Source organism: Oleiphilus sp. HI0128 (assembly GCF_001635365.1).
Map to the genome: position 1 here is coordinate 1 of NZ_LWGG01000970.1, position 1,281 is coordinate 1,281.

Sequence of the window (1,281 nt, forward strand, 5' to 3'; positions counted from 1 at the left end):
AATACATCAAAGTCATAAGGGTCTTGGTTCGCGCCGGGAGGGTACTCAGAGCCGTGGTTCCAGGATTTGGACTTTTGGTTGAGGAAGTAACCGTAGAATTTAAGGTAGGCAAGGCCTGTGAGCATGCCAAATACCGGTGGGATGTGTAAGACGCTATGAAAGGTGACAGCCGTCGCAATAGTTAGGATAAATAAAATAGCTATAGGAACTCCACCAAACTTAACCGGGCGAGCATTTCCTTCAGGGTCATCGGGTGTGCCTTTATGGATTGCAAAGTGCATGATGCTTGCGGGAACTAAAAAGTTGACCAAGGAGGGGAGAAAGAGTGCAAAAAAATCGCTGAATTCGATAATACCTTTTTGCCAGACCATTAGCGTGGTGATGTCGCCGAAGGGGCTGAATGCGCCACCGGCATTTGCTGCGACAACAATGTTAACGCAGCTGACCGAGACGAAGTTAGACTTACCATTTGCGACAGCGATAACGACGGCGCAAAGTATAAGTGCGGTAGTTAGATTGTCTGCGATCGGTGAAATTACGAACGCCAGGAAACCTGTGAACCAGAAAAGTTGGCGATAACTAAAACCTTTTGATATTAGCCAGTAACGTAAATCATCAAACAACCCTCTCTCTACCATGGCATTAATATAGGTCATGGCGACAAGTAANAAGAAAAATAGCTCACTATATTCAAGGAAGTTATGCCGGATTGCAGGCTCAATTAATTCGCTATCACCAGAGCGGTGGTACGCAAAAGCAATAATAATCCATATCAGAGAGGCGGCTAGAAGAACTGGTTTGGACTTTCGCAGGTGTATTTTTTCTTCAAGTACGACAAAAACATAAGCGAGACAGAAGACGCTTAATGCCAGATAGCCAGTCCATGACGAGCTTAAATCATAGGGCTTAATCAGTTGTGGCTCACTATGCGCATTGGTAGCGAGTAGCGTGCAAGCGATTACTAATACAAAGCGTAAGCCTGGCATGATTATGGGTAGAGGCTTGAGCATAGTGCTTCAAATCATTGTTGTTTTTGGATAGTTGATGATAAACAACTTTATCTCGTTTTGACCAGTGTCTCTAAGGCTTAATATGTGCGTATGGGGGCTAATTAGACGATTCTAGACGTAAATCAATTTGGGGAAGGGAATTCTAGGCAAGGTTTATAGAGACGGCTAGCCAGAAGCGAAAGGTTCTGGCTAGTTTGGGCGTCGCGATGTGTCGCTCTATTTACCGCACTCATCCTCTAGGCGGCTGATAGTTTCCATCATGTCAAGCCGA

General features: G+C 45.0%; 1 protein-coding gene. It reads right to left on the reverse strand.

All coding sequences use genetic code 11. The annotated features are described in order from the left end of the window. The coding region (nhaD, locus tag A3763_RS15855; RefSeq protein WP_231872223.1) for a sodium:proton antiporter NhaD at window positions 1-1,010 on the reverse strand (1,010 nt) is incomplete at its 3' end. Window positions 1,011-1,281: the final 271 nt, after the last annotated feature.